Here is a 24,394-nt window from a genome sequence, read left to right as displayed (position 1 = left end):
CAAGCCGTGCGGTTTGATAATATATATATTGACAGGGCAGAGGTAATATAACTAAAATGCGGTTTTCAAATGCGACTAGTTTGTATTGGGGGGATAGCGGTGCGACCTAAAGTAGGTTTAGCCCTAGGTTCGGGAGGTTTGCGAGGAATTGCCCATATTGGGGTTCTCAAAGTGTTTGAAAAGCACAACATCCCTATAGATTGTATTGCTGGCTGCAGCATTGGCAGTCTTATCGGTGCGCTCTATGCTGTCGGGCTTGATTCTGAAACCATGTTTAAATTGGCCAAAAATTTAAAAAAACGGCACTGGCTGGATTTCGTCATTCCTCAAATGGGAATTGTTTCGGGTGAACGGGCATTGGCCACTATTCGCCTTTTAACAAGGCATAAGACGTTTGAAGAGCTCACGCTGCCATTGGCTGTGGTGGCTACTGAACTAAACAGCGGGAGGGAAGTAGTCTTTACCCAAGGCGACGTGGCTAAGGCTGTTCGTGCCAGCATCTCAGTACCTGGCGTGTTTATTCCTTTTGCTATTGACGATAGGCTATTTGTTGATGGCGCCGTACTAAATCCTACGCCGATTGATACCGTCCGGAGCATGGGTGCAGATATAGTCGTCGCTGTGGATCTAGCTCATGCAGGTACGGTAGGCAATATAAGTAATATGTTTGATGTCATTATTCAGTCAATTGACATTATGGAAAGAGAGTTATGTAAACATCGCCAACAGCATTGTGATGTCCTCATTCAACCTGACATCGGTAACATATCTCCTAGTTCCTTTGAAACAATGGATGAATGTGCTCTAGCGGGTGAGCTTGCCGCAGAAGCAGTTATCCCCGAAATCAAAAAACTATTGACTAGTCAGCAAGGTATTGAGGCGAAGTCTGATAATCCTGACCACCTGTTCTCCAGTGGCAGTTAGGGTATCCCAGTACATACATGTCTGTTGCGGTAATATCATAGGCTAACATGTCTTGAAAAAGTGTTAACTCATCGTTTTGCCGCTGTTTACTGGTAAGGAAATGGGAGGTTTTTGTTATTACTGGCACTGTACTATGTCTGTCAATTTCCCGTAATAACATGCGTCCGTTCTGATTAAATGCCAGTACACGGGCATATAGGGGGCCCGACTGATCGAAGCGGGCAATCTTAGGTTTCGTTGTTCCTAAAAGCGCGTGAACTATAATTCGCTGCAAGCGGGTTAACGGGTAACGCTTACTTTTAATAAATGAAAATAATTCTTGAACGGTCGAGGCTTTAAGCGCAGAATCGCTGATTTTATTGTGGAGTCCTTCGGTGACATCAGGTAATGAGGATAATTCATTTAGAGGCATAGTCCTGAGCTTTGCCAAGATAATATTACTAAAAGCATCTAGGGTTACGGGAGCGCGTCCTGTAGTAATAAGCGTATTAATCTGCTCTGCACTAGCTGAAGGGAGTGTTTGCCATGCAATACTGCCGGGGGACAGCAAGGTGTTTTTTGTAATTGATGCCCTAATGGCAGTAGCGCTGGCGATATTCGAAGTAATAAAATTATCATGGTAATTAGATGAAAGCCGCTGTATTGGCAAGGGAATGAGCTGTGGCGCGTAGGTAGCAATTGCCCGCAAATATTCAATCGCCAGAATATTATTCGGAGAATGGATCACACCCGGGTCAATACCCAAGCTTTCGGATAGTGTCAAGGCTAAGCTGGCGGCATACGTCTGGCCAGTCCTCATTTTTTGACGCAAGGTATTGACGATATCGCTTCCTGATAATGCCTCTGCAGCAGCTGTAAGCATGGATAAGTCTGCTGATTCGGCGCCAAAACAAATATGGCTGACTATTCCCAAGCGGCCGAGAAGCTGAATACCTCCAGTTGCGAAGTATTGGGCGCTACGCACAGTAAAAACTGCCGGAAGCTCAATTATTAAATCAACGCCGGCTTTAACCGCCATAGCGGCTCGCGACCATTTATCTATCATTGCCGGCTCACCGCGCTGTAGAAAATTGCCACTCATTACGCCAATAGCGAATTGTGCGCCAGAGATTCGCTTAGCTTCGTTTAAATGCCATAAGTGGCCGTTATGAAAAGGATTGTACTCAACTATCATGCCTACTGCATTCATTACACTTCACCCATGCTTATTTTACATTAATTTTGCTATTTGTGAAATTTTTTATTAAATAATTTTGGTAGATGAAGGGAAAATAAGTCAGGTGTCGAAAAGATAAAAATTGTTGGAAAGTAAGTTTACGATATTGGGCCTAGTGGCCTGCCACACCAATACATATTAAGAAGAATAAGGGAGGATTTTTGTTGTGAAAGTTTTAGTTGTTAACTGTGGAAGTTCCTCAATTAAGTACCAACTGGTCAACATGATCGATGAGTCTGTATTGGCTAAAGGATTGGTTGAACGTATCGGTTTGGATGGTTCTGTACTAACCCATCAGCCAGAGGGGAAAAGCAAAGTAATTATTAATGCCGATATCAGTAACCATAGTATTGGTATTAAACTTGTTATTGAAGCTCTTACAGATTCCGTACATGGTGTAATTGCCAGTATGAGCGAAATTGCCGCTGTTGGTCACCGCGTTGTGCATGGCGGCGAGAAATTTGCAGATTCTGTGTTGATTACCCCTGCTGTTATGCAGGCCTTGGAAGAGTGCATTGAAATGGCTCCGCTCCACAACCCGCCTAACATCATGGGTATAAATGCTTGCGCTGAAATAATGCCTGGTATTCCTCAAGTAGGTGTTTTTGACACTGCTTTTCATCAAACAATGCCTAAATATGCCTTCCTGTATGCGCTGCCTTATGATGCATATGAAAAATATGGTATCAGACGTTATGGCTTCCATGGCACTTCCCATAAATACGTTTCGCAGCAGGCTGCTGAACTCATGGGAGAGCATATGACCAACCTCCGCATTATTACTTGTCACCTAGGCAACGGTGCTAGTATAGCGGCTGTTAAGCATGGCAAATGCATCGATACCAGCATGGGCTTTACTCCGCTTGAGGGCCTTGTAATGGGTACTCGTTCCGGTGGCATTGACCCTGCTATTATTCCTTTCTTAATGAAGAAAGAAAACATGTCAGCTGATCAAGTTGACAACTACTTGAACAAAAAATCCGGCGTACTTGGTGTTTCCGGCGTATCAAGCGATTTCCGCGATATTGAGGAAGCTGCCAATGCCGGTAACGAGCGTTCCGAGCTGGCTCTTGAAATGTTTGCCTACAGGGTGCGCAAATTTATCGGATCTTATGTTGCTGCTATGGGTGGCGTTGATGCGATCGTATTTACTGCTGGTCTTGGCGAAAACTCTATCAGCATGCGCGACAAAATCTCCAACGGTCTTGAATACCTTGGCACACGAATCGATCCTGACAAAAACAATGTTCGCGGCAAAGCGCAGGAAATCAGTGTTGACGGCGCTAAAGTTAAAATTTTTGTCATCCCGACAAACGAAGAACTTGTTATCGCCCGCGACACCAAAGCAATTTGCGGCAACCTTGCATAACGGCCTCACAACCATCGCATGATAGGCAGGGAACACTTAGTTCCCTGCTTTTCTTATTGCCTTGACAAACTTCTGGTGTGTAGCTATAATAGATGAAGGTTGGTGGAAAATGATGAAAATTAACATATCCCAGTTAAGAAAAGATCCCGGGAGTGCGCAACCCTTTTCTTTTAAAACCTCAGCCGGAGAGCTAAGTCTTGATAATCCGGAAGTTTGGGTTGAGAGTATGGTGGTTGATGGCTGCATTATAAATAAAGGAATGATTTATGAGGTAACCGGAAAAATCCGTGCTACAATAAATCAATGCTGCAGCCGGTGCCTGGAAGACATGGTTACAATACTTAATGTTGCATTCAGTGAAGAATATAGAGAAGCTGAGTTTGAGAAATCAGGTGAAGCTTTGGTTCAGGAAATCAACTATTTTAGCGGTGATGAAATTGATATTACAGATTTAATCCGTGAGAATATTTTGTTGGCCGAGCCTATCAAACCTGTTTGCAGTGAGAGCTGCCGTGGTTTATGCCCTGAGTGCGGAGTCAACCTAAACATAAATACCTGCGGCTGCAACTCGATTAAAACTGATCCGAGGCTTGCGGTTTTGGAAAAACTTTTGTCTAAGGACTGAGATATGCAGGTTGGCCAATTTTGTTAAGGAGGTGGAAATAAATGGCAGTACCTAAGCGCAAAATGTCTAAAGCCCGCCGCGACAAGCGTCGTGCTAATTGGAAGCTTACTATCCCAGGTTTGGTAGAATGCCCCCAGTGTCACGAAAAGAAAATGCCTCACCGTGTGTGTCCCGAATGTGGACATTATAATGGTAAAGTTGTGGTTGCAGCAGAATAAAAAAATAATGAGTGAGCAAGATAAAAGGCAATTAAAATTTTATCTTGCTCACTTTTTTTACTTGCAATCTTGGTAGTAACTAGCTATAATTAATGCTATCAATTGGTAATATAACTTACTGATAAAACTAGGTGATGTAATGGCGCGAGTTCAAAAAAAAATACGACAAGAACAGTTAAAAGAGAAGCTATTAAGCACACCGTTCTTTACTGACGAGGAACTGGCAGCCTATTTGACTGTTAGTGTGCAGACTATTCGGCTTGACCGGCTGGAGCTTGGTATACCTGAACTCAGGGAACGTACTAAGCAAATGGCCGAAGAAGCGCAGAATAAGCTCAAAACAATTGCCAGTAGCGACGTCGTTGGCGATTTGATAGACCTTGAATTGGGTAAAACAGGTATATCTCTAATGACTGTAACCCCTGACATGGTGTTTGAGAAAAACAAAGTAGCACGTGGACACTATATTTTTGCCCAGGCCAATTCTTTGGCACTGGCAATTATTGATGCCCCTATGGCTGTAACAGGGGTGGCCAATATTAAGTATAAGATTGCCGTGCATGAGGGCGAAAAACTAGTGTCTAAAGCTGAGGTCATAAAAAAAAGAGGCAATAAATATTTTATTTGGGTAAAAACTAGGAATGACAGTCAGGAAGTCTTTCGTGCTAAGTTTATTATGGTATCACTGGATCATGAGCTACATAAATAAAAAAGACTGTAATTAAACATTTTTACTTTATCGGTTTTGTGAAAGGAGATATTGAATGAAGGTTGCCGTTGATGCCATGGGCGGAGATTATGCGCCTGATGAAATTGTTCTAGGCGCGTTACAAGCTGCCAAAGAGTATACCGAAGAAGACCTTGAGATTGTTTTAGTCGGCGACCAAGCTCAAATTACCCAATCGCTTGACCGTCAGGGCAACTGGAAAGATTTAAAAATTACCGTTCATCACGCGAGTGAAGTTATTGATATGCATGAATCACCTGGGGCTGCTGTCAGGAAAAAAAAGGATGCGTCAGTGGTTGTAGCTACTAGTCTAGTTAAACAAGGGCACTGCGATGTGGCAATATGTGCTGGTAGTACTGGCGCGGCAGTGGCTGCTGCGTTATTGGGTTTGGGACGAATTAAAGGTATTGAACGCCCGGCTATTGCTACACCTATGCCAAATCTTACAGGGACAACAGTTCTCGTGGACTCAGGTGCTAATGTTGACAGTAAGCCTAAACATCTGGTGCAAAATGCCATCATGGGTGCTATTTATGCTGAGTATGTACTTAATATTCCAAGGCCCCGAGTAGGCCTTTTAAATATTGGAGAGGAAGAAAGCAAAGGCAATGAACAGGTTTTTGCTACCTATCCACTGTTGAATCAGCTTAATACCGTGAATTTTATTGGTAATGTTGAAGGGCGCGATATTCCCAAAGGAACAGTAGATGTTGTTGTTTGTGATGGATTTGTGGGAAATATTGTCTTAAAGCTAGGTGAAGGCTTAGCTAGCGCTATTTTGCAGTTAGTAAAAGAATCAATTAAAAGCAGCGGTTTTTGGACGAAAATGGCCTCAATGCTTGTATTGCCCGCTTTGCAAGGACTTAAGAAAAAACTTGATTATGCTGAATACGGCGGAGCGCCGCTATTAGGTGTAAATGGCGGTTTTATTATCTGTCATGGTAGTTCCCGAGCTAAAGCGATTAAAAACGCTATCAGGGTTGCTAAAGAGTTTACAGAACAAGATGTTGTTGCCCATATTCGTGAAAACATTGCTAAGGAGGGGGTTGTGACCAATGAATGATAATAAAGCAGTCGGCATTATTGGCCTCGGTACATATGTTCCGGAAAAGATAATGACCAATAAAGATTTAGAAAGCATAGTAGAAACCTCTGACGAATGGATTGTTGAGAGGACTGGCATTCGGGAACGACGAATAGCAGATCCAAGTATGGCAACTTCTGATTTAGCTAGTCGGGCGGCTCAGAAAGCACTTGATGATGCTGGTGTAACCGCGGAAGAAATTGACCTTATTATTGTAGCTACTGCAACACCGGATATGTTTTTTCCTTCGGTAGCTTGTCTAGTGCAGGCCAATATTAAGGCTACCAATGCAGCTGCTTTTGATTTGTCAGCAGGATGTTCCGGCTTTGTTTACGGAATGGTAACCGGCAGTCAGTTTATCAAGGCTGGTTTGTATAAAAAAGTATTAGTTATCGGCGCTGAGACCCTTTCGAAAATACTCGACTGGAGTGATCGGAATACCTGTGTTCTATTTGGGGATGGCGCTGGTGCAGCGGTATTGGCTGAAACCGCCCCTGGTTGTGGTATTTTATCGTCCCACCTTGGCGCAGATGGCTCAGGCGGCGATCTATTGAAACTTCCTGCTGGCGGCTCGCGCAATCCGGCAACAGCTGATACAATTTCGCAAAAGATGCACTTTGTCCATATGAATGGTAATGAGGTATTTAAGTTTGCTGTTAAAGTAATGGGCGAGGCTGCCGTCAAAGCGTTGGAGGACGCCGGGCTCAATTCCGGTGATGTTGACTGCCTGATTCCACACCAAGCAAACATTCGCATCATTCAGTCAGCGGCCAAACGTCTTAAATTACCTTTAGATAAGGTTATGGTTAATGTTGATAAATACGGCAATACTTCGGCAGCATCTATCCCAATTGCGCTCGATGAAGCTGTACACAGTGGCAAAATAAAGCAGGGCGATACTGTTGTCCTGGTCGGTTTTGGTGCTGGTTTAACTTGGGCCTCAGCCGTTATAAAATGGTGCAAGGGGGCCGACACTATTGTTAAATAGCAAACTCTGCCAGCTTCTAAATATCAAATATCCTATTTTGCAGGGAGGCATGGCTTGGGTAGCTACCGCTGAACTAGCTGCAGCCGTCTCTAACGCGGGTGGTCTGGGGCTTATCGGTGCCGGACATATGCCGCCTGATGCACTCAAAGCAGAAATCATCAAGGCTAAGAGTTTGACAGATAAACCTTTTGGTGTCAATATTATGCTCATGTCACCGTTTGTCAAAGAGGTTATGCAGGTAGTCATTGACGAACGGGTAGCTGTGGTTACCACCGGAGCAGGCAATCCTGGTGAATATATTCCAGCACTAAAAGCAATCGGTACCAAAGTTATTCCTGTAGTAGCATCAGTGGCGCTAGCTAAGCGCTTAGAGCGTGTAGGTATTGATGCTATTATTGCCGAAGGCATGGAAAGCGGCGGACATGTTGGGGAAGTAACAACCATGACTTTGGTGCCGTTGGTTGCTGATGCCGTTAGTGTGCCGGTTATCGCTGCCGGTGGTATTGGCGATGCCCGCGGTGTGGTGGCTGCTTTGGCTTTGGGCGCTCAGGGTGTTCAAATTGGAACCCTGTTTGCAGCCTCAGTTGAGTGCACTGCTCATCCTAACTATAAGGCAGCCATTGTCAAAGCCAAAGAACGTTCTACTGTTGTTAACGGCGTGTCGACAGGGCATCCTGTCAGAGTTATTGCCAATAAACTCACACGTGAGTTTGCTGAATTAGAAAAGCGCGGTGCGACAATTGAAGAGCTTGATCAGCTTGGAGTTGGCAAGCTTAGAGCGGCTGTGCGCGATGGTGATGTAGATTATGGCTCGGTAATGGTTGGTCAGATAGCTGGTATGATAACCCAAATTCGCCCGGTTAATGAAATTATGCAAGATATTGTACAAAACATTCCTAAAGTTATTACTGAACTTACGCGAAAAATATAAATATTTCACAAATACATAAGGAGGGAAAGAAATGGGAAAACTGGCATTTGTTTTTCCGGGACAGGGCTCGCAAGCCGTAGGCATGGGAAAAGAGCTGTATGAGAAGTATGATATAGTCCGGGACATTTTTAAGTCAGCTGATGAAGCTCTTGGTTTTTCAATTACCGATATGTGTTTTAATGGTCCGGAAGAAGAACTTAAGAAGACTTATAACACCCAACCAGCTATTTTGACTGTGAGTGTGGCTTGCTATGAAGTTCTAAAGCAACATGGCATTAAACCTGATATTGTGGCTGGACATAGTCTGGGTGAGTATTCGGCCTTAGTTGCCGCTGGCTCGCTCTCTTTTAGCGATGCTGTTCAGTTAGTAAGAAAACGTGGACAGTTTATGCAGGAGGCTGTGCCTCTTGGACAGGGCAGTATGGCTGCTATTATGGGACTTGATCGCGATAAAGTTGTTGAGATTTGCCAGCAGGTAGAAGCTGAGGTTGGTGCCGTACAGGCAGTAAACTTTAACTGCCCTGGTCAGATTGTTATCGCCGGTACCACCCAAGCTGTTGAGAAGGCGAATGAGCTTTTAAAAGCTGCAGGTGCAAAACGTGCGATTTCTTTACCTGTAAGCGCCCCGTTTCACAGTACACTGATGCAACCGGCAGCCCAAAGACTCAGCACTGAACTGGATAAAGTCAATGTAAAAGAGGCGGCAATTCCGGTCGTAGCAAATGTTAATGGTAAAATTGTGACTCAAGGCGGATCTATCAAAGAATTACTGGTAAAGCAGGCAGCTAGTCCAGTACTATGGGAAGATTGTGTAGCACAAATTGTAGAACATGGCGCAACTACTTTTGTTGAGGTCGGTCCTGGTAAGGTTCTTACAGGATTCACCAAGAAAATAGCAAAAGAGATGGAAACATTAAATATCGAAGACGCAGCTTCCTTAGAAAAAATCCTTGATTATTTCAAGGAGGTTCGCTAAAATGCATTTAGATGGACATGTGGCAATTGTTACCGGAGCGTCCAGAGGGATTGGCCGGGCAGTAGCTATTGCGTTGGCAAACGTTGGTGCAAAAGTAGTAATCAATTATGCAGGTAATGCTGCAGCCGCTGAAGAAGTGCGTAAAACCATCACTGATAATGGTGGCCAAGCAATTATTGTTCAGGCTGATGTCGCCAATGCTGAAGCAGTAGACTCCTTGGTTAAGAAAACTATCGAGGCTTATGGTAAAATTGATATTTTGGTAAACAATGCCGGGATAACCCGTGATACTCTGCTAATGCGCATGAAGGATGAAGACTGGGATGCAGTAATGAATACTAATCTTAAAGGCGTATTCTATTGTACTAAGGCAGTATCCAAATTCATGATGAAGCAAAGAAGCGGTAAAATAATCAACATGACTTCAGTTGTCGGTCTTATGGGCAATGCTGGACAGGCAAACTATGCGGCCGCCAAGGCTGGTGTTATTGGATTTACCAAATCTATGGCAAAAGAATTGGCATCACGTGGTATAACAGTCAATGCTATTGCTCCAGGGTTTATTGCCACCGATATGACGCATGGACTGTCTGAACAGGTTAAAGTCGATTTAGCCACAAAAATTCCGCTTAATCGTCTAGGAACAGCTGAAGATGTAGCTGCTGCCGCAGTATTTTTGGCAACAGACTCTGCAAAATATATTACCGGGCAGACTTTAAATGTTGACGGTGGTATGGTAATGTAATATATGGTTTAAAAGCTGCCTTGGAAGGAGGTGAACACCCATCATGACAACTTTTGACAAGGTTAAAGAAATCGTTGTTGAACAGCTCGGCGTTGATGAAGCAGACGTAGCTATGAATTCTACTTTCATTGACGATCTCGGCGCTGATTCGCTGGATATTGTTGAACTGATTATGGCCTTTGAAGAGGAATTCAGCATCGAAATTCCGGACGAAATAGCTGAAAAAATTAAAACAGTAAAAGACGCTGTGGAGTACATAGACAAGGAAAAGCAGGCGTAATTTAACGTTTTACCGGCGTCGGAATGAGACATTACCTTATGTAGACGAAGAAAGTCCCGTGGAAACTTTCGCGGGACTTTCTTAAAGGTAATGCTTGGTGTAGCTAATGGTAGGGTTATTGATTGGAGGAGTTGTTACTTGAAACTTCCGGAGCTTAAAATTGGCCAACTTGTTGCTAAGATTCCTATTATCCAAGGGGGTATGGCGATAAGACTTTCAACTGCTCGTTTGGCAGCGGCAGTGGCTGAAGCTGGCGGTATCGGACTTATTGCAGCATCTGGCATGGGCTTTGATGAATTGCGTCATGAAATTCGCTTGGCTCGTAGCTTAACTAAGGGAATAATTGGTATAAACATTATGGTGGCGGCCAGAGAGTTTGCTCGCTATGTTGATACTGCCATTGATGAAGGGATTGATTTGGTAGTAGCAGGAGCTGGGTTTTCTCGCGATGTATTCCCTATGGGGAAAAAGTCTGGTACTCCAATCGTGCCTATTGTGTCATCGGTTAAAGCCGCCAAAATTTCGGAAAAGCTAGGTGCCGCGGCAATTATTGTCGAAGGAAAAGAAGCAGGTGGGCATTTAGGTACTGACCAATCTGTGCATGAACTTTTACCTGATATTAAAAATGCTGTAAGCATTCCTGTTATTGGGGCTGGCGGTATAATATCTGGACGGGATATTGTTGAAGTAATGAAACTTGGGGCTGATGGCGTACAAATGGGTACAAGGTTTGCCGCTAGTGTGGAGTCTAACGCCGCTCCGGCTCTAAAAGAATTTTATCTTAAGGCTAAACACGAAGATGTGGTCTTAATAAAGAGCCCGGTAGGATTACCGGGGCGTGCTATAAAAAACCCTTTTGCTAAGAAAATTCTTGAATGTACTACCGATGGTCCTAAAACTTGCGTAGCCTGTTTAAAACATTGTGAGCAGAACTTTTGTATAATCAATGCGCTCATTCGGGCCCAGCAGGGGGATGTTGATACCGGGTTGGTATTTACCGGTGAGTATATTCATAAAATAGATGAAATCCTACCTGTCAAAGAAATTTTTGTACGGCTTCTTAAAGAAGTTGAAGAAATAAACTAGTGAGGTGACCTTTCTTGAAAAAACGCGTCGTAATTACAGGTATAGGTGCTATTACGCCTGTCGGTATTGGAACAGATAATTTTTGGCAAGCATTGCTTGCCGGTAAATCAGGTATTGACCGCATTACTCGTTTCGATCCCAGTGAATATACTACTCAAATCGCCGGAGAAGTAAAAGACTTCGATCCGACCCAATATATTGATAAAAAAGAAGCCAAACGTATGGACCGGTGCACTCAGTTTGCGATTGCTGCCGCCAAAATGGCATTTGAGGATTCAGGAATTAACTTAGATCAAGAAGACCGTAGCCGTATGGGGACTTTAATTGGCACTGGTATTGGTGGCATGGACACGCTGCACGACCAGTTTAAAACTTTGTTTGATAAAGGCCCAGGCCGCATTAGCCCGTTCTTTGTTCCAATGATGATTGCTAATATGCCTGCAGGCCAAACCTCAATTACTTTCGGTTTGCAGGGACCATGTAGCTGTGTCGTTACTGCTTGCGCAACAGGTACCAATGCGATTGGGGATGCCTTTAAAATAATCCAGCGCGGCGATGCTGATGTGATGGTTGCCGGCGGTACGGAAGCGGCTATTTCGCCGACGGCTGTAGCCGGGTTCTGTGCAATGAAAGCTATGTCCACCCGTAATGACGAGCCACAAAAGGCCTCTCGCCCTTTTGACAAGGACCGTAGCGGCTTTGTTATGGGCGAAGGTGCTGGTATTGTTATTATGGAAACTCTTGAACATGCGTTAGCGCGTGGTGCCAAAATTTATGCGGAAATTGTCGGTTACGGTTTTAATGCTGATGCGTATCATATTACGGCTCCGGCTCCTGAAGGCGCTCAAGCTGCTAAATGTATGGCTATGGCCCTTAAAGATGCCGGAATTGAGCCTAATGAAGTAGATTACATAAATGCTCATGGGACCTCAACGCCGCTTAATGACAAAAATGAGACTTTGGCAATTAAGTCATTGTTTGGTGAGCATGCTAAAAAACTTAAAGTTAGCTCAATAAAGTCTATGACTGGACACCTCTTAGGCGCAGCCGGCGGGATTGAAGCAATTGCTACTGTGCTTACTATCACTAATAGCATTATTCCGCCGACCATTAATTATGAAAACCAAGATCCCGAACTCGACCTGGATTATGTGCCTAACAAAGCACAGGAGCAAGTTGTTAATGTGGCGCTTTCGAACTCGTTTGGCTTCGGCGGCCACAATGCAACCATCCTGGTGAAAAAGTACCAGGCGTAAGCTGCTCTTTATGAAAGAAACTAAAGGGATGCTGGATGGTACTCGCCTACAGGCATTAGCCGAGTTATGCCGAACGTTGGGAGTGACGTTTAGTGATTATAAGCTGCTGCACCAGGCTCTTACCCATACTTCATATGCTAATGAAACCAAAGGCGCTAATGTCAGGCACAACGAGCGTCTGGAATTTTTAGGCGATGCGGTTTTGGATTTGATTATCAGTTCCTATTTATTTAGTCAATGCCCCCATTTACCCGAAGGTGAACTCACTAAAGCCCGGGCTCAGGTCGTGTGCGAACAGACATTAGCAAAAAGGTCTCTGGAGTTAGGTGTTGGCGAGTATCTTCTGCTAGGTAAAGGGGAAGCTTTATCAGGTGGACGGGAACGAATATCGATCCTCGCAGATGCGTTTGAGGCTATTATTGGTGCTGTTTATCTTGATGCGGGATTTAAAAGCGCTGCCAGATATGTGTTAAGCCAGCTGAAATCTGAGTTGACCCTGGTAGAGAGCGGTGACTATTTTAAAGACTATAAAACCTGGCTGCAGGAGATAGTACAAAAAAATAACGACAGTAAAATTGCTTATGAAGTTATTAGTGAACGCGGTCCTGATCATGATAAATCTTTTGAAGTCGCTGTTGTTGTTAACGGTGAACGCATGGGCTCCGGCTGGGGAAAAAGTAAGAAAGAGGCCGAACAGCAGGCGGCTAAACAGGCGCTGGTAAAGCTTGGAACAATAACTGAATAAGTAAAATAGGGCGGCCGAATGGCCGTCCTTTCTGTATAGGAGCATTATGAAACATTACATTATTCCGATATTTATTCCACACCTGGGTTGCCGGCATCAATGTGTTTTTTGCAATCAGCAAAAGATAACTGGTCGGCCAACGCCTGTCACCGCCACTCAGGTGAGGTCAATTATTGATGAGAGATTGGCTACTATCAATCAAGAACGGCACATTGAAGTAGCTTTTTATGGTGGCAGTTTTACTGCTTTGCCTGAAAACATCCAAAATGACTTGCTGGCCCCAGCAACAGAGGCCCGGCTAAATGGGCGTATTCAGGGGATTCGTCTCTCCACCAGGCCTGATTGTGTAAGCGAGAAAACGGTTAAAAATTTGATTGAGCAGGGCGTAACAATTGTTGAGTTAGGTGTTCAATCTCTTGATGATGGGGTGCTTGCCAGGGCTGAACGGGGGCATGATAGCCAGGTAGTGGATGATGCCGTAACGCTGCTAAAAAATGCTGGGTTGCGCTGTGGTTTGCAGCTTATGCCCGGTCTTCCTGGTGAAGATTGGGCAAGTTTGATTAAGACTGTTCATCACACACTTGTACTTACCCCTGACTTTGTCCGTATTTATCCGGTTGTGATTATTAGCGGTACTACACTTGCCGAATTCTATAAACGGGGTGTTTACCAACCTCTATCTCTAGTACAGGCGGTGGCACGTTCAGCTTATATGAAACTGCTTTTCGAACGTCAGGGCATTGAAGTTATTCGCATTGGGTTGCAGGCTTCAGAAGAGCTTGACAGTAAAGAGACCGTGATTGCCGGACCGTATCATCCTGCTTTTGGTGAACTTGTAGATTCATATATCTTCTACTTAATGCTAGCTGGATTTATTGAACAAAATTCTGTACGTTCTGAAGAAAATTTGGTTATTCGCCACCATCCTCAAGATTGTTCTAAAGTAAGAGGACAATATAATAGAAATATTAGTAGCCTTAAGCAGTCCTATAACTTATCAGAGATTAGCCTTTATGCAGATTCTTTTATCCCAAAGGGGAGTCTTTTGCTTGCGTACTGTGGACAAACCTATCTATTTAACAAAAATATGATAAATTGGATTTAAAAATCATGTAAAAGAAGGAATTTTTAGGAAATAAGCAGAATACCTTTTAGCATAGGCCCTGAATTCAAAGGAGGAGAGCGAAAAATGGAAGTGCTGAAAGTATCTGCACAATCAAATCCTAAATCCGTAGCAGGCGCTCTGGCTGCAGTTTTGCGTGAAAGAGGTACCGCAGAAGTACAGGCAGTAGGTGCAGGGGCGGTTAATCAGGCTATCAAGGCTATTGCGATTTCACGTGGTTTTGTCGCTCCCAATGGCATTGATTTGATTACCATACCAGCTTTTGCGGAGATTACTATTGACGGGGAAGAACGTACCGCCATTAGATTCATTGTTGAACCCCGTTAATAATGTAAGCTAATGTGAAGAAGCCTGTTTGCGTATGCTGCAGGCTTTTTTATATTACTTGTATTACCATACTCCTCGTGGTAAAATTTTGATTGACCTAAATATACAGGTAAGGGTGATTGTTGTGTTGCTGCGCAGACTAGAGGCCTATGGGTTTAAATCGTTTGCCGAAAGAACAGAATTAGAGTTTGGACAAGGAATAACAGCGATTGTCGGTCCGAACGGTAGTGGTAAAAGTAATATTTCTGATGCAATTCGTTGGGCGCTTGGTGAACAGAGTCTTCGTACTTTACGAGGCACTAAAATGGAAGATGTCATATTTGTAGGAAGTGCTAACCGCAGGCCGTTAGGAGTAGCAGAAGTGTCGTTAGTTTTTGATAACAGCGACGGGCGATTGCCGTTAGACTTTAATGAAGTTACAATCACTAGACGCGTATTTAGATCAGGGGACAGTGAATATTACATTAACAAAACGGCCTGCCGCCTCAAGGATATCCATGATATTCTGGCTGATACAGGTCTAGGGCGCGAGTCGATGACCGTAATAGGACAGAATAAAATTGACGAAATACTAAGTAGTAAGCCTGAGGAACGCAGGTTGTTATTTGAAGAAGCAGCCGGCATTACTAAATATAAACAGCGCAAACGTGACTCTCTGCGTAAACTGGATGACACAGAACAAAATCTTACCAGGGTTCAAGATATCACCTCTGAGCTGGAAAGCCAGCTTGAGCCGTTAAAAGAAAACGCTGCCCGGACTGATACTTTTAATAAGTTAAGCGCCGAGCTGGTGGCCTGTCAGGCTACAGTGCTGCTAGAACGCTTAGAAAAAGCGGAAAAGATGGTTGCAAGCGCTAATTTAGAGCAGACTCATTTGACAGACCGAAGTATTGCAGCAAATACCCGATTAGTTTCAGCCGATAACGAAAAAGAGGCACTGTTGCTAAAGATTGCTCAAACTGATGAAAAGATTGCTTGTACAGATAAAGAGATTAGTGAAGTCTCGACTGAAATTGAACGTCTAGATAGCCGAAGTGGAATACTGAGCGAGCGGATCGATCAGGGTAGTAAGGCTGAAGCGCGCCTTAATGATGCTGCTGTACGTCTTGTAGCTGAACACGAAGCAGCAGGGGCAAGGCTTGCTGAATTACAGAGCAGTCTGGAAGCCAAACAACGCCAAGTTCTTACTATCCAACAAGAGATAACTGAGAAAAATAGCCGAAATGATCAACTTATTGCCAGTATCAGACAAATTGAGCACCAAATAGTAACTGGCCAGGAAAAAACCTTTGACCATTTACAGCAGTCAGTTAATGAACGTAACAGTTTGCGTACACATGAGCGCGATTTGGCTGCCTTGGCCGCAAAACAGAACAAGCTTAATGAAGAGCATATTAATTATATGCAGCAACAGAATGAGATTAATACTAAGAAAATTCAGCTGCAAAATGAAATGGAGTGTCTTGCTACTGAGCAGCAAGAGCTAAAAAGACAGACTGCGTCTTTGCAGCAGGATACAGTTCCATTAGAATATAAGCTTAAAAATGCATCTGAGAAAGAGCAGCAGCTTATCAGTACTGTGAATGAAACTTCATCTCGTCTAAATGTTTTGTCAAGCATGCAGTATGAATTAGAAGGTTTTGGCCGGGCCATAAAAGGGATATTAAAGAGCCAACATTCCTGGCGTAATGGTATTTGCGGCGCCGTTGCCCAACTACTAACAGTTCCGGATAAATATGTCAATGCCATTGAGGTAGCGCTCGGGGGCGCTCAACAGCACCTTGTTACTGATACAGACCAAACAGCTAAACAGGCTATTGGTTTTTTAAAAACCCAAAATTTGGGTAGGGCAACTTTTCTACCATTGAATACAATTAGATTAACTAAACCAAGGGAAGCTGAGCTATTGGCTGCCAGTCAGTCAGGCGCGCTTGGTTTTGCTGCTGATGTGGTTAGTGCTGACGACCGGTACCGGCCGGTAGTCGATTATCTTTTAGGGCGGGTAATTATTGCTAAAACAATTGATGATGCACTAAAGATTGCCCGGAGCGGTGGTTTTTCGGCTAGGATTGTTACACTTGATGGCGAACTTGTGAATCCTGGTGGATCACTTACTGGCGGCAGTGTAGGGAGAAAAGAAGCAAGCTTTATTGCCAGAAATAATGAAATTGATACACTTAAACAGAATCTGGAGGCTTTAAGGGAAAAACAGACGTTGTTGGAACAAGAGAAAACAGCTACTCATACCGCAATCACTAAAATTAATTCTAAGCTCACTTGCATTGAGGCCAAATACAAAGAGGCAGAGCTTCGCCAGGCTGAGTTAACAATTTATATAGATAAGGCTAGAGATGACGCCGAACGATGTGATCTGACGCTCAAAACGATAAGTGCCGAGGCTATAGAATGCCAGCGTGAAACTATTGAGTGCCAGCAAAAAATTGAGCATAGTAAAGCGGCCATTATCTTTTTGGAAAACCGGGAAACTAGCCATAAATCTAAGGTAGCCGATTGGCAAAACGAGCTTAAGACGGTTAAAGATGAGCAGCAAGCTCTGAACGAAGAGTTGACTGACGCTAAAATTAAGCTGAGTGTTTCTAACCAAGATGTGGCTGCTACTCGGTCAGCCAGCGAGCAATACAAACAGACGCAAGTATCGCTGGACGTTGATCTTACCCGGCTTAAAGCTGAGAAAAACCAGCTTCAGGCCGAGATTGGACAGGCTCAAACTGAACTTGCTTCATTAGCAGAACGCAAGGAGAATCTGTTGCTTGCCAAATCCCATTTAGCTGAGGCGCGGCAGGTGCATTATGCCGCAAAACTGGAATTATTGGTTAGTACGCAGCAACTAGATAAAGAGATAAAAGAGTTACGCCGCCAAAGTAGTGACTTGCAAGCTCGCCTTCATGAAATAGAACTTCTCGTAACCAAGTATAGCTATGAAGCAACCAATTGCTATGAGCAGCTTACCGGACAGCTTGCTTTGACGATAGAGGCGGCTCGCGGGCTGAAGCGGCAAGATAATATTGAACAATTATTGAGAGTGATATCTCACACTGAAAGCCAAATTGCTGCACTCGGACCAATAAATCCTGCAGCTATTGATGAATATAATAGGGTTCAGGAACGGTATAACTTTTTACATGAGCAGACGAATGATTTGCTGCGGGCTAAGGAGTATCTGACATCGGTAATTAAGGATATAGATACTACTATGTCGCGTCAGTTTAATACTGCGTTTAAATCCATAAGCCAATATTTTAGTGAGGTTTTCATTCGATTATTTGGTGGTGGGCGGGCAGAGCTTGTGCTTATTGAGCCAGCCAATATTCTTGAAACAGGAATAGATATTATTGTGCAGCCGCCGGGAAAGAAGCTGCAGAATCTAGCACTTTTATCAGGGGGGGAAAGGGCGCTTACCGTAATTGCACTCTTATTTGCTATTTTAACTTATCGGCCGGCGCCGTTTTGTGTAGTTGATGAGATTGATGCAGCGCTCGACGAAGCTAACGTGCAGCGCTTCAGTGAATTTTTGCGGGATTATGCGCAAAGTACCCAATTCATTGTTGTTACTCACCGCAAGGGTACCATGGAAGCCGCCGGTGTATTACATGGTGTAACAATGGAAGAGTCAGGAATATCCCGACTGATTTCGGTAAAGTTTATGGACAAAGCCGGATAACAAACATGTCTTTAAATAGTTTGGAGGAATAACGATGGGTTTTTTTGATAAATTGAAATCTGGTCTGGAAAAGACCAGAAAAAGTTTTACTGAGAAGATTGAGCAGTTGGTTATCGGTTATGCCGCCATTGATGATGAGTTTTTGGATGATTTAGAGGCTCTATTGCTGTCAGCAGATGTCGGTGCACCAACTACTGCTAAATTAATGACAGAAATTCGTAGTGGTATTAAAAGCAAGGAGATTAATTCGCCTGATGATTTAAAGCCATTCTTAAAAGCTAAAATCAGTGCAATGCTGCTTAGCAAAGCCCAGGCCGAACAAATCTCCCATAGACCGCCGACAGTAATGTTAATTGTTGGCGTGAACGGTGTTGGGAAAACAACTACGATTGGTAAATTAGCTAGTTATTATCATGAAGACGGAAAAAAAGTACTTATTGCAGCTGCTGATACCTTCCGGGCGGCCGCTATTGATCAACTCGAAATCTGGGGACAGCGGACAGGTACTGAAGTTATTAAGCATGCTGAAGGGTCTGATCCTGCAGCGGTAGCCTTTGATGCTGTCCAAGCCGCTAAGGCCCGTAAAGTGGATGTAGTTATTATTGATACAGCTGGGCGCCTACATACTAAATCGAATTTAATGGAAGAGCTAAAGAAGATTAATAGAGTAATAGCAAAGGAAATACCGGATGCACCGCATGAGACTTTATTGGTGCTTGACGCTACTACCGGTCAAAATGCGATTAACCAAGCAAAACTGTTCGGTGATGTTGTGACGCTATCTGGGGTAGTACTGACTAAATTAGACGGTACGGCTAAAGGCGGAGTGGTAATCGCTATTAACAATGAGCTTAGTTTGCCTGTCAAATGGGTAGGGGTGGGCGAAGGAGTAAATGACCTCCGACCGTTTGATGCTGCTGAATTTGCGGGTGCTCTATTTGCCGACAAGTAATTTTACTTGACATGCCTTGCTGTTTTAGATATAATTTGTGGTGTAAAGGGATTTACCTTGTCACTTAAGCAGGTGAATGTATGGATCGCATGTTAAATAAAGTGTTAAGAGTAGGGCAACTTTACGACTTTTATAATGCGCTTTTAACTGATAAACAGCGCGATTGCCTTAATATGCACTACTTGCAGGACTTATCGCTGGCAGAAATCGCGGAAGAATTCGGTGTATCGCGTCAAGCCGTACATGACATCCTGCGACGGGCTGAACAAACATTGGAAGAATATGAAGAAAAGCTTGGACTAGCTGCTCGTTACAGTGATGAGCGCAAGCTGCTTGCTGAAGTTGTCAGCAGTTTAGAACAACTGCCGATTACTGTACGTAATATGCCTGAGTTGAGTCAGGCTTTGCTTAAGTTAAATTCGTTGCTAGAAGACACCCGGGAGGTGTGACATATACATGGTTTTTGAAAGTTTGGCAGATAAACTTCAGCAGACTTTTAAGAAGCTGCGTGGCAGAGGCAAACTGTCGGAGAATGATGTTGCTGACGCACTCAAAGAGGTACGGATGGCCCTCTTGGAGGCTGATGTTAACTTTAAAGTAGTAAAAGACTTAGTGTCTAGAATTAAAGAACGTGCAGTAGGTCAGGAAGTGCTTGAGAGCCTGACACCTGCCCAGCATGTTATAAAGATTGTAAATGAAGAACTCACCAACCTGATGGGGGGGACGCAAAGCCGTATTGCTATTGCGTCCCGGCCGCCGACAGTCATTATGCTTGTTGGTCTACAGGGGGCAGGTAAGACTACCACAGCCGGTAAACTGGCTCATCTTCTAAAACGCCAAGGCAAACGACCACTCATGGTGGCTGCCGATATTTATCGCCCTGCTGCTATAAAGCAGTTGGAAGTTTTAGGAGAAAAACTTGAAATTCCCGTATTTACTATGGGGCAGGAAAACCCGGTCAACATTGCAAAAAAAGCTGTTGATCAGGCACTTATGATGGCCCGTGACATAGTGATTATTGATACGGCCGGTCGTCTGCATATCAATGAAGAGCTCATGAATGAGCTCAAATCTATTAAACAGACTGTCAAGCCGCACGAAATACTGCTGGTAGTTGACGCTATGACTGGTCAGGACGCGGTTAATGTAGCTGAGTCTTTTAACAATGATCTTGGCCTTGATGGTGTTATCTTGACCAAACTTGACGGTGACGCTCGTGGCGGTGCTGCGCTCTCTATTAAAGCAGTTACCGGCCAACCGATAAAGTTTGCCGGTATGGGCGAAAAACTTGATGCTTTGGAGCCCTTTCATCCTGATCGTATGGCTTCGCGCATCTTGGGCATGGGCGATGTACTTAGTCTTATTGAAAAGGCTGAGTCTGCAATAAATTTAGAAAAAGCTCAGGAAATGCAGAAGAAGCTGCGTAAAGAAGAGTTTACGCTGGATGACTTTCTAGAGCAAATTGAACAAGTTCGCAAATTAGGACCGCTTGACCAGATTTTGGGGATGATCCCTGGCATGGGTAAGCTTAAACAGCTTCAAGGGATGGATATTGATGATAAAGAAGTAAAGCATATTATTGCTATTATCCGCTCCATGACGGCTAAAGAGCGGCGCGACCCATCAATCATTAATGGCAGCCGGCGAAAACGTATTGCTCTTGGTAGCGGCACACGGGTTCAAGATGTTAACAGATTGTTAAAGCAGTTTGGCGAAGCCAAAAAGATGATGAAACGCATCCAGGAAATGCAAAAAAGCGGAAAAAAACCAAGCTTTAAACTTCCTTTTATGCCTTAACTCATCTTAAATATAAATTGGGATATTTTATAAAGGAGGTGACTTATAATGGCAGTTAAAATCCGCTTAAAGCGTATGGGCGCTAAAAAACGTCCTTTTTACCGTGTAGTAGTGGCTGATTCCCGTTCGCCGCGGGACGGACGCTTTATTGAAAATCTGGGTCATTACGACTCTACTACTGAACCGGCAGTGATCAAGATTGATGAAGAAAAAGCCATTGAGTGGCTGCAAAAAGGCGCTCAACCTACTGATACTGTTAAAAATCTGTTCAGTAAAACAGGCATCCTGAAAAAATGGGATGAAGTAAAGCGCACTAAGAAAGAAGCGTAGAAACGAGGCGTGATAACTACATGAAAGAATTAGTCGAAGTTATCGCCAAAGCATTAGTGAAAAACCCGGAACAAGTCAATGTTAATGAGACAACCGATAATTCGGGTACAGTCTATGAACTGCATGTGGCCCCGGATGATATGGGGAAAATAATTGGCAAGCAAGGACGTATCGCCAAAGCTATCCGCACTGTAGTTAAAGCTGCCGCCACCCGGGAAAACAAACGAGTAATGGTGGAAATATTATAATTAAGCTGTTAATCTGACAACCAAAGGGGTGGAACTAAATGGCTAGCATTGAGAATTTGACAATTAAGTGTCCGGTGACCATTAAAGCTAAAGTAACAGAAGACCTCAAAGCGCACTTGGCGGCCGAAATTCAGGAAGCCATAAAGAAAGCAGATTTAGAACTCCAGCAAATTGAGTTTCATGCCAAACGCATGATGACTGAACAGGCGAAACAAGACGCGCAAGGACTTGTCGGTCTACGTCAGCAGATTGATGCTGAACGTCAAAAACGCTTTGAATTTAAAAATCATATGCTGGAAAAGCTAAAAGAAACAGCACAACTGGAAATCGGTGCGGAAATAGTTCAGGGTACTATGGATCGAGTCGTTACAGTAAGTGTTGGTGATGACTTGCATAAACTGATGGCAACCGAAATTTTGCTGGAAGATGGCAAAATCGTCGCTTTCCGTAGTTAATATGTCTGAAACTGATCTGATAACCATCGGTAAAATTGTTGCCCCGCACGGTGTGCGGGGTGACGTTCGTATATTCCCGCTTACTGATTTCCCTGACCGTTTCCATGATCTTAAAACAGTATTTATTGACGATGTAGGCCAATTGAAACTAGAGTCAGCCCGACCGCATAAAAAGTTTATCTTACTTAAATTTGCTGAAATTAATACCATGAATGACGCCGAACGTCTGAGCGGCAAGCTGATTAAAATTGGGCGGGAAGATGTAGTAAAATTGCCTGAAGGACAATATTATATTTTCGATATTATTGGCCTTAATGTATTTACTGAAGAAGGCGAGCAGCTAGGAGTTATAACCGATGTGTTGCAGCCAGGCAGCAATGATGTGTATGTTGTTGAGCAGCAAGGCAAGCGTGAATTGCTGATTCCGGCTATTAAAGACGTTGTTAAGAAAATTGATATTGCCGGCAAGCAGATGGTTGTAAAACTTCAGGAAGAAATGGACTAAACAGAGGGCGTTTATGCGTATTGACATTATTTCGCTGTTTCCCGAGATGTTTACCGGTCCGTTAGGCCATAGTATTCTAAAACGGGCGCAGAACAGCGGGCTTATATCTGTTCATGTAACCAATCCCCGGGATTTTACTTATGACAAGCATCATATTGTAGACGATTGTCCTTTTGGCGGCGGGTCAGGTATGGTTATGAAACCAGATCCGGTATTTCGCGCTGTGGAAAGTGTCGTGAGTGCGAGTAATGTTTCACGCAAGCGGATAATTCTAATGTGTCCGGGTGGACAAGCTTTTGATCAAGCTAAAGCCAGGGAGCTTGCCGGGTATGAACAGCTTATATTTATTTGCGGTCACTATGAAGGCATCGATGCGAGGATCCGCGAACATGTAGTTCATGAAGCTATTTCAATTGGTGACTATGTTCTGACAGGTGGAGAGCTGCCTGCGATGGTCATTACCGATGCAGTAGCACGTATGATTCCGGGAGTACTTGGTGCCGATGACGGAGCGCAACAAGACTCCTTCTATAACGGACTGCTGGAATACCCGCAGTATACCAGGCCGCGAGAATTTAACGGCTGGGAAGTGCCTGAAATACTACTTTCAGGTGATCATGCCAAAATTGAGAAATGGCGGCGGAAAGAATCGCTTAAGGCAACACTTGAGCGTCGACCGGACTTGATGGATAAAGTTGAATTAAGTCCTCAAGATCATAAACTGTTGCAGGAAATAAAGTCTGAGCAGGCCGGAGGCTGAATATGGCATTGCCTGTATATTTGGGTTTAGTGCATTACCCTATTTATAATAAAAATAACGAGATAGTTACGACTGCTATTACTAATTTTGATATCCATGATATTGCCCGTACGGCCCGGACATATGACTTGCTGAAATATTTTATTATCCATCCACTTGATAGCCAAAAGGCGCTAGCTGAGGAAATTATCAACTATTGGCAGGAAGGTTATGGTGGACAGTATAATCCTGACCGTAAAGAGGCGTTAAGCATAGTGGAAGTTATTCCAGATATTGCTGCAGCAGTTGATTATATTACGGCTAAGGAAGGTGCGAAACCGTTAGTTGTTACTACCGATGCTCGTAAGTATGCAAATACTGTTTCGTATATCGGACTTCGGCAGGAAATAAGTGATACGGGCAGGCCGTGCCTACTCTTGTTCGGTACTGGCTGGGGCATGGAGAATTCAGTAATGCAGCAGTTCGATTATATACTAGAACCTATTTATGGACCAGGAAGCTATAATCATTTACCTGTTCGTGCGGCGGTTGCGATCATTCTTGATCGCCTGTTAGGCGAATTTTGGTGGAAAAATGCTTAAATCACAGCATTTTAGTTTGAGTTGCCGGGTAATATGTGGTATACTATTTTTTGTGTAATACGGACGGTCCTCTGCAAATGGTACGAACGTCTGATATAAGGAGGAAATATAAATGAATATTATTCAAATTTTGGAGCAAGAACAACTGCGGCAAGATATCCCTTCTTTTAAGGCAGGCGACACCGTACGCGTGCATGTAAAGGTTGTTGAAGGAACTCGTGAGCGTATTCAGGTTTTTGAAGGTGTGGTAATTAACCGTCAGGGCAGTGGTGTGCGCGAAACTTTTACTGTAAGACGTGTTTCTTACAACATCGGCGTTGAGCGTACCTTCCCGGTACATTCTCCGCGTATTGAGAAAATTGAAGTAATGCGTCGCGGTATTGTTCGTAGAGCGAAGCTTTACTATCTGCGCAACCTTACCGGTAAGGCAGCTCGTATTAGGGAAAAACGCTAAAAACTGATGT

The 24,394-nt window shown here is 43.8% G+C and carries 28 protein-coding genes; 27 read left to right on the top strand and 1 reads right to left on the bottom strand.

Annotation, left to right across the window (positions count from 1 at the left end):
- The first annotated feature begins 99 nt into the window (after window positions 1–99).
- Window positions 100–924, top strand: coding sequence for a patatin-like phospholipase family protein (locus VN447_RS08865; RefSeq protein ID WP_325524779.1), 825 nt, complete (start codon window positions 100–102; stop codon window positions 922–924).
- Here the strand turns inward: VN447_RS08865 and VN447_RS08860 are convergent.
- The gene (locus VN447_RS08860) at window positions 860–2,113 is read right to left on the bottom strand and encodes a nucleotidyltransferase (RefSeq protein WP_325524778.1); all 1,254 of its coding nucleotides are present in this window, start codon (window positions 2,111–2,113) and stop codon (window positions 860–862) included. The genes VN447_RS08865 and VN447_RS08860 overlap by 65 nt on opposite strands.
- Before the next feature lie 193 nt (window positions 2,114–2,306).
- Here VN447_RS08860 and VN447_RS08855 point away from each other — a divergent pair, with 193 nt between their 5' ends.
- The 26 genes from VN447_RS08855 (at window position 2,307) to rplS (ending at window position 24,384) form a co-directional block, all read left to right on the top strand.
- On the top strand, window positions 2,307–3,509 hold the full coding sequence (locus VN447_RS08855; protein WP_325524776.1) for an acetate kinase: 1,203 nt from the start codon (window positions 2,307–2,309) through the stop codon (window positions 3,507–3,509).
- A gap of 109 nt (window positions 3,510–3,618) precedes the next feature.
- Window positions 3,619–4,134, top strand: coding sequence for a DUF177 domain-containing protein (locus VN447_RS08850; RefSeq protein ID WP_325524775.1), 516 nt, complete (start codon window positions 3,619–3,621; stop codon window positions 4,132–4,134).
- A gap of 41 nt (window positions 4,135–4,175) precedes the next feature.
- Window positions 4,176–4,352 (top strand): 50S ribosomal protein L32, encoded by a 177-nt coding sequence (gene rpmF / locus VN447_RS08845; protein ID WP_325524774.1) that lies wholly within the window; start codon window positions 4,176–4,178, stop codon window positions 4,350–4,352.
- Window positions 4,353–4,491: 139 nt separating this feature from the next.
- A complete protein-coding gene (gene fapR / locus VN447_RS08840; protein ID WP_325524772.1) occupies window positions 4,492–5,061 on the top strand; it encodes a transcription factor FapR in 570 nt (189 codons plus the stop codon).
- Window positions 5,062–5,116: 55 nt separating this feature from the next.
- Complete coding sequence (gene plsX / locus VN447_RS08835) at window positions 5,117–6,142, top strand: phosphate acyltransferase PlsX (protein ID WP_325524770.1); 1,026 nt, start codon at window positions 5,117–5,119, stop codon at window positions 6,140–6,142.
- Window positions 6,135–7,151, top strand: coding sequence for a beta-ketoacyl-ACP synthase III (locus tag VN447_RS08830; RefSeq protein ID WP_325524769.1), 1,017 nt, complete (start codon window positions 6,135–6,137; stop codon window positions 7,149–7,151). Before plsX ends, VN447_RS08830 begins: the two co-directional genes overlap by 8 nt.
- Window positions 7,141–8,082 carry an enoyl-[acyl-carrier-protein] reductase FabK gene (gene fabK, locus VN447_RS08825; RefSeq protein ID WP_325524767.1) on the top strand — a complete coding sequence of 314 codons (942 nt, stop codon included), beginning with the start codon at window positions 7,141–7,143 and terminating at the stop codon, window positions 8,080–8,082. The genes VN447_RS08830 and fabK overlap by 11 nt, the downstream gene beginning before the upstream one ends.
- A 31-nt stretch (window positions 8,083–8,113) precedes the next feature.
- Complete coding sequence (gene fabD, locus VN447_RS08820; RefSeq protein WP_325524765.1) at window positions 8,114–9,058, top strand: ACP S-malonyltransferase; 945 nt, start codon at window positions 8,114–8,116, stop codon at window positions 9,056–9,058.
- Window position 9,059: 1 nt separating this feature from the next.
- Window positions 9,060–9,803, top strand: a complete 744-nt coding sequence (gene fabG, locus VN447_RS08815; protein WP_325524763.1) for a 3-oxoacyl-[acyl-carrier-protein] reductase — start codon at window positions 9,060–9,062, stop codon at window positions 9,801–9,803.
- 43 nt (window positions 9,804–9,846) lie between these two features.
- Window positions 9,847–10,083, top strand: coding sequence for an acyl carrier protein (locus VN447_RS08810; RefSeq protein ID WP_084575468.1), 237 nt, complete (start codon window positions 9,847–9,849; stop codon window positions 10,081–10,083).
- A gap of 138 nt (window positions 10,084–10,221) precedes the next feature.
- Entirely contained in the window at window positions 10,222–11,169 is a 948-nt protein-coding gene (locus VN447_RS08805; protein WP_325524761.1) for a nitronate monooxygenase, read from the top strand.
- A 14-nt stretch (window positions 11,170–11,183) separates the two neighbouring features.
- Window positions 11,184–12,425 carry a beta-ketoacyl-ACP synthase II gene (fabF, locus tag VN447_RS08800; protein ID WP_325524759.1) on the top strand — a complete coding sequence of 414 codons (1,242 nt, stop codon included), beginning with the start codon at window positions 11,184–11,186 and terminating at the stop codon, window positions 12,423–12,425.
- Window positions 12,426–12,435: 10 nt separating this feature from the next.
- Window positions 12,436–13,170, top strand: a complete 735-nt coding sequence (rnc, locus tag VN447_RS08795; protein ID WP_325524758.1) for a ribonuclease III — start codon at window positions 12,436–12,438, stop codon at window positions 13,168–13,170.
- A gap of 46 nt (window positions 13,171–13,216) precedes the next feature.
- Entirely contained in the window at window positions 13,217–14,275 is a 1,059-nt protein-coding gene (locus VN447_RS08790) for an elongator complex protein 3 (RefSeq protein ID WP_325524756.1), read from the top strand.
- Between the two features lie 84 nt (window positions 14,276–14,359).
- Entirely contained in the window at window positions 14,360–14,620 is a 261-nt protein-coding gene (locus tag VN447_RS08785) for a stage V sporulation protein S (RefSeq protein ID WP_325524754.1), read from the top strand.
- A 124-nt stretch (window positions 14,621–14,744) separates the two neighbouring features.
- A complete protein-coding gene (smc, locus tag VN447_RS08780) occupies window positions 14,745–18,302 on the top strand; it encodes a chromosome segregation protein SMC (RefSeq protein ID WP_325524753.1) in 3,558 nt (1,185 codons plus the stop codon).
- Between the two features lie 34 nt (window positions 18,303–18,336).
- Window positions 18,337–19,254, top strand: coding sequence for a signal recognition particle-docking protein FtsY (gene ftsY, locus VN447_RS08775; RefSeq protein ID WP_325524751.1), 918 nt, complete (start codon window positions 18,337–18,339; stop codon window positions 19,252–19,254).
- 80 nt (window positions 19,255–19,334) lie between these two features.
- On the top strand, window positions 19,335–19,703 hold the full coding sequence (ylxM, locus tag VN447_RS08770; protein WP_325524750.1) for a YlxM family DNA-binding protein: 369 nt from the start codon (window positions 19,335–19,337) through the stop codon (window positions 19,701–19,703).
- A 7-nt stretch (window positions 19,704–19,710) separates the two neighbouring features.
- Entirely contained in the window at window positions 19,711–21,051 is a 1,341-nt protein-coding gene (ffh, locus tag VN447_RS08765) for a signal recognition particle protein (RefSeq protein WP_325524748.1), read from the top strand.
- Between the two features lie 48 nt (window positions 21,052–21,099).
- Window positions 21,100–21,381: a 30S ribosomal protein S16 gene (gene rpsP / locus VN447_RS08760; protein WP_325524747.1), complete on the top strand. Its 282-nt coding sequence runs from the start codon at window positions 21,100–21,102 to the stop codon at window positions 21,379–21,381.
- 20 nt (window positions 21,382–21,401) lie between these two features.
- A complete protein-coding gene (locus VN447_RS08755; protein WP_325524745.1) occupies window positions 21,402–21,629 on the top strand; it encodes a KH domain-containing protein in 228 nt (75 codons plus the stop codon).
- 38 nt (window positions 21,630–21,667) lie between these two features.
- Complete coding sequence (locus VN447_RS08750) at window positions 21,668–22,084, top strand: YlqD family protein (RefSeq protein WP_325524743.1); 417 nt, start codon at window positions 21,668–21,670, stop codon at window positions 22,082–22,084.
- A gap of 1 nt (window position 22,085) precedes the next feature.
- Entirely contained in the window at window positions 22,086–22,589 is a 504-nt protein-coding gene (gene rimM, locus VN447_RS08745; protein WP_325524742.1) for a ribosome maturation factor RimM, read from the top strand.
- Between the two features lie 13 nt (window positions 22,590–22,602).
- A complete protein-coding gene (gene trmD / locus VN447_RS08740; protein ID WP_325524740.1) occupies window positions 22,603–23,349 on the top strand; it encodes a tRNA (guanosine(37)-N1)-methyltransferase TrmD in 747 nt (248 codons plus the stop codon).
- Between the two features lie 2 nt (window positions 23,350–23,351).
- The gene (locus VN447_RS08735) at window positions 23,352–23,930 is read left to right on the top strand and encodes an RNA methyltransferase (RefSeq protein WP_325524739.1); all 579 of its coding nucleotides are present in this window, start codon (window positions 23,352–23,354) and stop codon (window positions 23,928–23,930) included.
- Between the two features lie 112 nt (window positions 23,931–24,042).
- Complete coding sequence (gene rplS / locus VN447_RS08730) at window positions 24,043–24,384, top strand: 50S ribosomal protein L19 (RefSeq protein ID WP_325524737.1); 342 nt, start codon at window positions 24,043–24,045, stop codon at window positions 24,382–24,384.
- The last annotated feature ends 10 nt before the right edge of the window (window positions 24,385–24,394 follow it).

This window comes from Sporomusa sp. (genome assembly GCF_035561155.1).
Classification (GTDB): domain Bacteria; phylum Bacillota; class Negativicutes; order Sporomusales; family Sporomusaceae; genus Sporomusa.
Note: the sequence above shows the minus strand (reverse complement) of the source record. Positions and strands in the feature narration are given on the sequence as shown.